The sequence below is a fragment of the Pseudomonas sp. AMR01 genome (assembly GCF_041946035.1).
Classification (GTDB): Bacteria; Pseudomonadota; Gammaproteobacteria; order Pseudomonadales; family Pseudomonadaceae; genus Aquipseudomonas; species Aquipseudomonas antarctica_B.
The window spans coordinates 1-8,616 of sequence record NZ_JAUTYR010000070.1; the positions used below are offsets into that span (position 1 = coordinate 1).

An 8,616-nucleotide genomic window follows, 5' to 3' on the forward strand; every position below is an offset into this window, starting at 1 on the left:
CGAGTGGTGGGGCACAGACCTTTTGGTTACTTTTGGGGCGTTTGCCAAAAGTGACCCGCTGTAAGAGCGGAACCCATCTCAGCCATCACCCAAATAACGGATATGTACCCAGCCGCCCAAAAAGCCCAAACCCACCCCCTTCAGTCAAACTTGTAGCTAACCGCAGCCTGCACCTGACCCTGATTCACATCCCCAGTCGCCTTGACGATGGAGCTGTCAGCCGCCGACCCCACCAAATGCACCCAACTGGCACTGGTCAACAACGACCAATGCGCATCCAGCGGAATCTCAAAACTCTGCGTCAGCGTCAAATTCTGAAACCCCCCGCTGGCGTTGTAAGCGCGAAAGCCCGAAGCAGCCGAGTCCTTGTCATCCACCCCAAAAAACACCTGCGTCTGACGCGCATCCGCAAAGTGCGCCATCAACCCCGTGCTGCCGATAATTCCGCCGCCCAGCGGATAACCCAGCTCACCGCCAAGCTTACCCAGCACCCCACTTTGATCCCGCGCGCCGCCAACTGAGTGGCCAACCTGCGCATACACACGCCAAAACTCAGCCGGGGCGTATTGAATGAAACCCCCAACTTCAGCCGCGTCCGGCACATCACGCAAACCGCGCAGCGAGCCATTGGCCGAGCGCCCCGACAGGTAATTGATGTAAGGGCCGGCAGTAATGCCATTAGTCGTGAGCGCATTCCACGTCAGGCCGTCGTCGGTCCCGAGGCTGACATTGCCCCAGTCCAGATCGAAGTAAGGAATCGGCCGGGTTTCGTAGCGGCTGCCCGTCGGGTCATGGGGCTGGTAGCTGACGCCCGCGCCCACTTCACCGGTAATGCCATCGGCGAACACGGCGCTGGAGAAACCCCACAGCCCCAGCACACCGGCGAATACAGCAGAAGCGACCTTGAACATGGAGCGAATTCCTTATCTGAACATGCGCGCATTCACGCGCGAAGGGCTGCCCGGACGCAAGCACTCATCTTGTTTGTAGCAAGCTACAAAAATTGTAGCTCCTGCGACACAAAACACTCCGTGTAAGCGCCAAAGCCCTAGCCCCGCTGGGCTTTGACGAGTTGGCACAATCCCTGCTCTACCCCTTCTGCAAGCGCACAGAGCGCGCCCTCACAAGGTAATACGCAGATGATTCACTGGCATATCGTGTGTGACTTCGACGGGACCATCACCCCCACCGATGTCATCGACAACGTCCTCCAACGCTTCGCCGGTCCCGAGTGGGAAACCATCGAACAGGAATGGCTGGATGGGCATATCGGTTCACGCGAATGCCTGAGCCGGCAACTGGCGCTGATCAAGGCGACTCCGGCTGAACTGCTGGCGTACTTCGACAGCGTCGAGATCGACCCGGACTTCCCGGATTTCGTCGATCACGTCATGGGCCTGGGCGCTTCCATTGAAGTGGTCAGCGACGGCATCGAGCAAGGCATCGCGCGGATTCTGTCGCGCAACTACGTGACCTTGCTGCCGATCCTCGCCAACCGCCTGCGTCAGGTTGACCAGAACAGCTGGCGCATCGACTTTCCGTATTCCAGCGATGCCTGCCGTGCCGCTTCCGGCAACTGCAAATGCAAGTCCACCCCGCGCAACAAGCGCGTGCTGGTGATTGGCGACGGCAAGTCCGACATGTGCGTGGCCTCCACCGCCGACTTTGTGTTCGCCAAAGGCAGCCTCGCCGACTACTGCGTCGCCAACAACATTCCTCACGCGCGCTTCGACACCTTCGCCGAAGTGCCTGCGCTGCTGGCCAGGCTGCCACAAGGCATTGCCGCCAACGCCACCACCTTTATTGCTGCTGACACTCAGGAAATTTTCCACCATGTCTGATATCCGTATCGCTACCGCCGAAGACCAGATTCTGCTGGATAAAGAAGCCAAGTACTGCTCCTACGGCGACACCGTTCACTACATCGAGCCGCCGCGTATTTTCAGCCGTTGCGAAGGCTCCTACGTGTGGGACACCGAAGACCAGGCCTACCTCGACCTGCAAATGTGGTACTCGGCCGTTAACTTCGGTTACGCCAATCCGCGCCTGAACAACGCGCTGAAACAACAGATCGATACCCTGCCGCAAATCGCCAGCCAGTACCTGCACAAAGGCAAGATCGAGCTGTCGGAAATGATCGCGGTCGACGCCAAGAAAAAATTCGGCCTCGACGGTCGCGTGCACTTCAACGTCGGCGGTTCGCAGTCGATCGAAGACTCCCTGAAAGTGGTGCGTAACGCCTCCAACGGCAAGAGCCTGATGTTCGCCTTCGAAGGCGGCTACCACGGCCGTACCCTCGGCGCATCGTCGATCACTTCGAGCTTCCGCTACCGTCGCCGCTATGGCCACTTCGGCGAGCGCGCCAACTTCATTCCGTTCCCGTACCACTTCCGTGGCCCTAAAGGCATGACCAAGGAAGAATACGGCAGCCACTGCGTGCAGCAGTTCGCCCGTTTGTTCGAGACCGAATACAACGGCGTTTGGGACCCGAAAACCAACCAGTGTGAGTACGCAGCTTTCTACGTGGAGCCGATCCAGGGCACCGGCGGCTACGTGATCCCGCCAATGAACTTCTACCGCGAGTTGAAGCACGTGCTGGATCAGCACGGCATCCTGATGGTCTCCGACGAAATCCAGATGGGCTTCTACCGCACCGGCAAACTGTGGTCGATCGAGCATTTCGACGTGCAGCCGGACGTGATCGTCTTCGGCAAGGCGCTGACCAACGGCCTCAACCCGCTGGGCGGCATCTGGGCCCGTGAAGAGTTGATCAACCCGAAAATCTTCCCGCCAGGTTCGACCCACTCCACCTTCGCCTCCAACCCGTTGGGCACGGCGGTAGGCCTGGAAATGTTCAAGATGACCAACGAAGTCGATTACGGCGCGATGGTCATGGCCAAGGGCAAGTTCTTCCTCGAAGGCCTGCAGGACCTGCAGAAACGTTTCCCGATCATCGGCGATGTTGACGGCCTGGGCCTGGCCCTGCGCTGCGAAATCTGCGGCCCGGACGGCTTCACGCCAGACAAGGCGACCCTGGATTACATGGTCGAGGAAGGCATGAAAGGCGACATGGTCGTGGACGGGCGCAAACTTGGCCTGATCCTCGACGTGGGCGGCTACTACAAAAACGTGATCACCCTGGCACCGTCCCTGGAAATCAGCTACCCGGAAATCGAACTGGGCCTGAAGCTGCTCGAGCAACTGCTGGTGCGAGCGACCAAACGGTGAACAGGCCTGAGATCGACCTCGGTGAAGGTGATGCCGGCTTCGTTCTCGGTGAAGGTCCGGTCGGGATCCTGTTGATCCACGGCCTGACCGGCACCCCGACGGAATTGCGTCAGGTGGCGAAAGGCTTGGCCAAAACGGGTAACTGCACAGTGTATGTGCCCACCCTGGCCGGGCACTGCGGCGATAACAGCGACCTGCAGGCCACCGGCTGGCTGGACTGGTACGAAGGGGTACGCAAGACCTTCGTGCAGGCCAAACAGCGCCACGCGCAAGTGTTCGTCGGGGGCTTGTCCATGGGCGCGGTGATGTCGATGTACCTGGCGTCGGAGTTCCCGAACCAGGTCGCCGGCTTGCTGATGTATTCCACCACGTTGAAATACGACGGTTGGAGCATCAGCAAAATGGCATTCATCACGCCACTGCTGATCCGCATTCCTTACGGTGTGCGCCTGTTTCGGTTTACCGAGAAACCGCCTTACGGCATCAAGAATGAACGCCTGCGCTCGATCGTCGAACGACAGATGAAGGAAGGCGAAAGCAGCGAGGCAGGGTTGCTGACGATGGAAGGCGTGACGGTGCGTGAGTTGCACCGGATGAATGCCGTGGTCAAAAAACGCATGCCCTCGATCAACGTCCCGGCGCTGGTGCTGCATTCCATTGAGGACGATATCACCAGCCGCTGGAACGCCGATTACGTAGAACGCCACCTCGGCGGCCCGGTGACCAAGGTCCTGCTCGACAACTGCTACCACATGATCACCGTCGACCTGCAATACCGCCGGGTGATCGAGTTGAGTGCCGAGTTTGTCGAGCAACACACGCTCGTCAAACCCACACAGATCAATGTAGGCGCTGGCTTGTCGAGTCGTCGCACCGCTGCGATGGCATCAGTGCTGTCTGCCTGACAAGCCAACGTGCACATTTGATCGGATTCCGCCATATAGATAAGGGATGTACGTGATCACCGCCCAAGCCTTCTCGACTATCCGGGCCATCCAGCGCAGTACCTGGAACGACTGTTTCCCCGGTGCCCTGGAGGATTGGGACTATTACGTCGCCGTGGAAAACGCGGCCATTGCTGATTTCAAATGGCGTTACCTGGCTGTTTACGAAAATGGAACAGTGGTGGCAGTGGCTGCCGCGTTCATTACCGATTATCGCCTCGACACCACGGTGTCAGGCCGCGGCAAGCGCTTTACCGAGCGCCTGGAGCGGCTGTGGCCGGGTGTTTTACAGTTGCAGTTGTATGCCATCGGCTCGCCGGTGGCGGAGCGTTGCGACGCGGGCGTGGCCAGTGGCGTGCCCGAGGCGCAACGCCCGCTATTGCTCAAGCATTTGTTGCAGGCTGCGCGCCAGGATGCCAATGCGTTTGGTATCGGCCTGGTCGCCGTTAAAGACGTGCCGACCAAAGACCCGCACTGGGCGGCCAGTTGCCGTGCGGCGGGCTTTCAAAGCATGCCGAGTTTGCCCACCGGGTTATTGAAGGTGCCCTACGGCTCAGTCGACGCCTACCTGGGCTCTCTGTGCAAATCGACCCGCAAGGACCTGCGCCGCAAACTGCGTGCACCGGGCCCGCGGGTTGAGTGGCGGCACAACATTGATGACGTGTTGCCTGAGGTGATGCGCCTATATGAAGAGACGCTCAACCGCTCCGATTTGCAGTTCGAACGCCTGCCGGCCAGCTACTTCACCGGCATCCTCGAACGCCTTGAAAATCGCGCTGTCTGCGTAGTGTATTGGGTGGACGAGCGCCTGGTGGCGTTCAACCTGATCCTGTTGGACCAACACCGGCTGGTCGACAAGTTTTTCGGGCATGACCGTGAGTTCAGCCGTGAATACAACCTGTACTTTCGCATTTGGCTGACCAATGTCGACTATTGTATTCAGCACAATATTCCCGTGTACGAGTGCGGCCAGGAAGGGTATGCCAGTAAGCTGCGCCTGGGGTGCGAGTTCCGTGGCAACAGCATGTTTTTCCGCCACCGTAATTGGCTGGTCAATGGCCTGCTCAAACTTGCGAAAATGTTTCTCCGACCGGATCGTTCCGACCCTGCCATGGCTGCTGCGATAAGCGAAACCTGATGATCACCAAGTCCCGTCAAAAAGCCCGCCCCTTTGCCATTTCGCGCTGGAGCGTCCAGCGCAAGCTGGTGTTGGCGTTTTGGCTGGTGAGCGTCATTCCCACGATGATCGCGGCCGAGCTGGCCGCGACCACGTTGTCGCAGATTTTCGACAGCAACGTGCGGATCTGGCTGCAAGAGTCGACCAAGATCGTCAAGGACGAGATTGGTGACATCCTTCATGACAACGCGCGCATGGCTAAGCTGTTCCTGCGCTACACCAGCCCGCCGTCGAACAAGCAAGCCGTCAAGCACGACCGGCTGACGGCGGACATCGCCGACGCCACCGACATTGATGTGGTCGCGCTGATTCGTGCCAGCGACCACAAGGTGATGTTCAGCACCGCGTCCGACGACATCGTCAAGCAGATCGACCTCACCAGCAACGCCGTGCTGCAGACTGTGCAAGTGACCGGCGTGAGCACGGGCCTTGTGGTCTCGACCTTCGAAACCAACCAGGAGGGCGTCGACTACCTGCTGCTGGTGGCCACCTACCTGGACAGCAGTTTCCTCACCAGCGTGGCCGATGTGCATTCCCTCGACCTGCGCCTGTACCTCGCCAACTCGTCGGGGTTTAACGAGATATTCTCGACCCAGCGTTTTGAAAATCACCCCTCGCGCATTCCCAAGGATGTCGAGACGGCCATGCGCAGCACCCGGCAGCCGAGCGAGCAGTTCACCAATAATTACAGCGGTTTGTACTGGCCGATTTTCAATGATGCCGGCGACCTGCAAGGCGTGATCTTCAGCGGCCTGCTGCGCCATACCAGCCTTGTAGGGCTGGTGAACCAGAGCAACCTGTTCGTGCTGATTTTCCTGCTCAGCTCGGCGCTGTCCCTGGGCGCCGGTGTGTTGGTGTCGCGGCGCCTGACCAAGCCGCTGCGCGACTTGTCCCAAGGCGTGAACGCGGTGATCTCCGGCAATTACGAGCACCGCGTGACGGTCAGCGGCGGCGATGAACTGGCGCAGTTGAGCAGCACCTTCAACCACATGACCGAGAGCCTTAGCGAGTTGCATCACCTCGAAGCCCAGTTGCGCCGCCGCGACCGGCTGCACGCGCTGGGCGAGGTTGCCATGGGCCTGGCCCACGAAATCCGCAACCCGCTGGGCATCATCAAGACCGCCACCCAACTGCTGCACCGGCGTGCCGATCTGCCGGAAACCGACAAGCGTCACCTCGAATACGTGATCAGCGAAGTCAGCCGTATCAATGACCTGATCACCGAGTTTCTGGATTTCGCCAAACCCAACCCGCCCTTGCGGGTGTCGCTGGCGGCGCGGCCGTTGGTGGAAGAGATCCTTGGCTTCTGCGGCCCGCAACTGGCGACCCACAACATAGATGCGCACATTGATGACCAGGCGCCGGGTGCGACCCTGTACGCCGATGCCAAACAGCTCAAGCAGGCCTGCCTGAACCTGATTCTCAACGCCATCGATGCGATGCCCGACGGCGGGCGCCTGACCCTGGGCATTCGCACGGTGGACGACAACACGGTGATCAGTATCGCCGACACCGGCCAAGGCATTCCGGCGGACATGATTGAGCGGATCTTCACGCCATTCGTCACCACCAAGGCCTCGGGCACGGGCCTGGGCCTGGCTAAAGTCTATTCGATCATGGAAAGTCACGACGCCAGCATTGAATGCACCAGTGAGAAAGATGCCGGCGCCACCTTCAGCCTGTACATTCCGGCCCAAGGTGAAGATGACGGCGACGATGAGGAAGGTCATGACGCATAACGTATTGGTAGTCGACGACGAGCCCAAGCTCTGTGACTTGCTGACGTCGGCCCTTAGCCAGAACGGCATCCAGGTGTTCACCGCGAGCAACGGCCTGCATGCGCTCAAAGTGCTGGAGCAGGAAGACATCGACCTGGTGATCAGCGACTGGCGCATGCCCGGCATGGACGGGCCGGCGCTGCTGGCCGAGATCAAGGTGCGTTTTCCGGATTTGCCGGTAATCGTGATGACTGCCTACAGCACTGTGAAAAATGCCGTGCAGTCGATGCGCAACGGCGCCTACGACTACATCGCCAAGCCGTTCGACATTGACGAGCTGGACATCACCGTGGCCAAGGCCCTGCAATTTCGCGACATCCTGCGCGACAACGCCCGCCTGCGTGCCGAGCTCGACCAGCATGCGCAATTCGACAGCCTGGTGGGCGACAGCCCGGCGTTTCGTCAGGTTCTGAATGCAATCGATTCGGTGCGTGACAGCAATGCAACCATCCTGTTGACCGGCGAAAGCGGCACCGGTAAGGAGATGGTTGCCCGTGCGATTCACAAGCACGGTAACCGCGCCGACAAGCCGTTTGTAGCGGTCAACTGCGCGGCCATTCCTGAGGGGCTGCTGGAAAGCGAAATGTTCGGCCATCGTAAGGGCGCGTTTACCGGCGCTGTGGCGGACCGGGTAGGGCGCTTTATGCAGGCTGACCAGGGCACGTTGTTTCTGGATGAAGTCGGCGATATGCCGTTGGCGTTGCAGGCGAAGATTTTGCGTGCCTTGCAGGAGCGGGTGATTGAGCCGGTTGGCGACCCCCGCGAGCGTAAGGTGGATGTGCGGGTGATTGCCGCCACCAATAAAAACTTGCTGGGCGCGGTGGCCAATAAAGAATTTCGTGAAGACCTGTATTACCGCCTCAACGTGTTTCCGATTCCGCTGCCGGCGTTGCGTGAGCGCGCGGAAGATATCGTGCCGCTGGCCCGCCACTTTGCCCACACCTTGAGCGCCACGGCCGGCAAGCGCATTACCGGTTTCAGTGCGGAGGCGTTGCAGGCCATGGCGGCCTATCATTGGCCGGGGAATATTCGTGAGCTGCAGAATTGTGTGGAGCGCGCGACTATCGTTGCGGCCAAGCCGGTGATTGAAGACATTGATTTGCCGGGTTATCTGTTTGCGTCCAAACCTGCCGAGGATGGCGTTGCTGCGTTGCTGGGCGACAGCCCGGGTGTGCCTGCGGATCTGGACGCGGCGCTGGCGGAGGTTGAGAGGAGCTACATTTTGGCGGCGTTGAATGAGAGTAACGGCGTGCAGGCAGCGGCGGCGGCGAAGATCGGGATTTCCGAGAGGAGCTTTTGGTATCGGTTGAAGAAGTTGGGGATTCAGGTCGAGAAGATTATTCGCTGATTTGGGGGGATGGTGGGTTTTTTAGGGGGAGTACATATCCGTTGCTGTGGTAACGGCTGCTTATGGTTCCGCTCTTACAGCGGGTCACTTTTGGAAGGACCTGTACGGACCGGACACATGGTTGACGGGTGTGCGGGGACA

General features: G+C 59.6%; 7 protein-coding genes. 6 read left to right on the forward strand and 1 reads right to left on the reverse strand.

Features of this window, described 5'->3' with window-relative positions; genetic code table 11:
* Positions 1 to 140: 140 nt before the first annotated feature.
* The gene (locus Q7C20_RS26315; protein ID WP_375071137.1) at positions 141 to 911 is read right to left on the reverse strand and encodes a MipA/OmpV family protein; all 771 of its coding nucleotides are present in this window, start codon (positions 909 to 911) and stop codon (positions 141 to 143) included.
* Positions 912 to 1,139: 228 nt separating this feature from the next.
* Between Q7C20_RS26315 and Q7C20_RS26320 the strand changes: the two genes are divergently transcribed.
* The 6 genes from Q7C20_RS26320 to Q7C20_RS26345 are packed head-to-tail and all read left to right on the forward strand — an operon-like array spanning position 1,140 to position 8,475.
* Positions 1,140 to 1,841 (forward strand): MtnX-like HAD-IB family phosphatase, encoded by a 702-nt coding sequence (locus Q7C20_RS26320; RefSeq protein ID WP_375071138.1) that lies wholly within the window; start codon positions 1,140 to 1,142, stop codon positions 1,839 to 1,841.
* Positions 1,834 to 3,228 carry an aspartate aminotransferase family protein gene (locus Q7C20_RS26325; RefSeq protein ID WP_375071139.1) on the forward strand — a complete coding sequence of 465 codons (1,395 nt, stop codon included), beginning with the start codon at positions 1,834 to 1,836 and terminating at the stop codon, positions 3,226 to 3,228. Before Q7C20_RS26320 ends, Q7C20_RS26325 begins: the two co-directional genes overlap by 8 nt.
* Positions 3,225 to 4,133: an alpha/beta hydrolase gene (locus Q7C20_RS26330; RefSeq protein WP_375071140.1), complete on the forward strand. Its 909-nt coding sequence runs from the start codon at positions 3,225 to 3,227 to the stop codon at positions 4,131 to 4,133. Before Q7C20_RS26325 ends, Q7C20_RS26330 begins: the two co-directional genes overlap by 4 nt.
* Before the next feature lie 52 nt (positions 4,134 to 4,185).
* Positions 4,186 to 5,310 (forward strand): GNAT family N-acetyltransferase, encoded by a 1,125-nt coding sequence (locus Q7C20_RS26335; protein ID WP_375071143.1) that lies wholly within the window; start codon positions 4,186 to 4,188, stop codon positions 5,308 to 5,310.
* A complete protein-coding gene (locus Q7C20_RS26340) occupies positions 5,310 to 7,088 on the forward strand; it encodes an ATP-binding protein (RefSeq protein ID WP_375071141.1) in 1,779 nt (592 codons plus the stop codon). The genes Q7C20_RS26335 and Q7C20_RS26340 overlap by 1 nt, the downstream gene beginning before the upstream one ends.
* Positions 7,078 to 8,475, forward strand: a complete 1,398-nt coding sequence (locus Q7C20_RS26345) for a sigma-54-dependent transcriptional regulator (RefSeq protein WP_375071142.1) — start codon at positions 7,078 to 7,080, stop codon at positions 8,473 to 8,475. Before Q7C20_RS26340 ends, Q7C20_RS26345 begins: the two co-directional genes overlap by 11 nt.
* Positions 8,476 to 8,616: the final 141 nt, after the last annotated feature.

Coding starts and splice junctions, on each gene's coding strand:
- Q7C20_RS26315 (WP_375071137.1), bottom strand. CDS start 911: ATGTTCAAGGTCGCTTCTGCTGTATTCGCCGGTGTGCTGGGGCTGTGG.
- Q7C20_RS26320 (WP_375071138.1), top strand. CDS start 1,140: ATGATTCACTGGCATATCGTGTGTGACTTCGACGGGACCATCACCCCC.
- Q7C20_RS26325 (WP_375071139.1), top strand. CDS start 1,834: ATGTCTGATATCCGTATCGCTACCGCCGAAGACCAGATTCTGCTGGAT.
- Q7C20_RS26340 (WP_375071141.1), top strand. CDS start 5,310: ATGATCACCAAGTCCCGTCAAAAAGCCCGCCCCTTTGCCATTTCGCGC.
- Q7C20_RS26345 (WP_375071142.1), top strand. CDS start 7,078: ATGACGCATAACGTATTGGTAGTCGACGACGAGCCCAAGCTCTGTGAC.